General features: G+C 45.1%; 1 protein-coding gene. It reads right to left on the reverse strand.

Annotated elements, in window-relative coordinates; translation table 11 throughout:
- Window positions 1–545, reverse strand: a 545-nt coding sequence (locus R7Q11_RS28665) for a histidine kinase (protein WP_225467285.1), incomplete at both ends; no start/stop codon positions are given.

Here is a 545-nt window from a genome sequence, read left to right on the forward strand (position 1 = left end):
ATACCGTAATGATTAATTTTTTCGTCCTGATGTTCAAAGCCTACCCCGTCATCGGAGACGGTTACTGTGACTTTCCCATCACAATCAAGACATTGAATATGTATATGGTCAGCTTGCGCATGCTTAATCGCATTCAGTGCCGCCTCTCTGATCAACTGTAGTAAATGGACTTGTTGATGCGCATCTAATTCCGTCGATGAAAGTCTATTTTTCAACGTAATTTCTGCCGTTGTTTGCTCATTAAGCGTTTCAACCATATCTTGCAGCGCTTGGCCAAAACTGCCTTCTTTGATCGTCAGGCGGAATGTCGTCAACAGCTCACGTAACTGGGTATAAGCAGCCGACAAACCCGTATCCAGCTCTGCAATCACTTGATTGGCTTGAGCGATGGCCTTTTCGTCAGGAAGATTTTTCACGCTTCTCTTTAATAAAGCGACCTGAATTTTCAAATAGGATAACGCTTGAGCCAAAGAGTCGTGAAGTTCGCGAGCAATGGTCGCGCGCTCTTCCATCAACAAAATTTGCTCTGCTTGACGCTGTGCGCG

The organism is Vibrio sp. 970, from assembly GCF_033339075.1.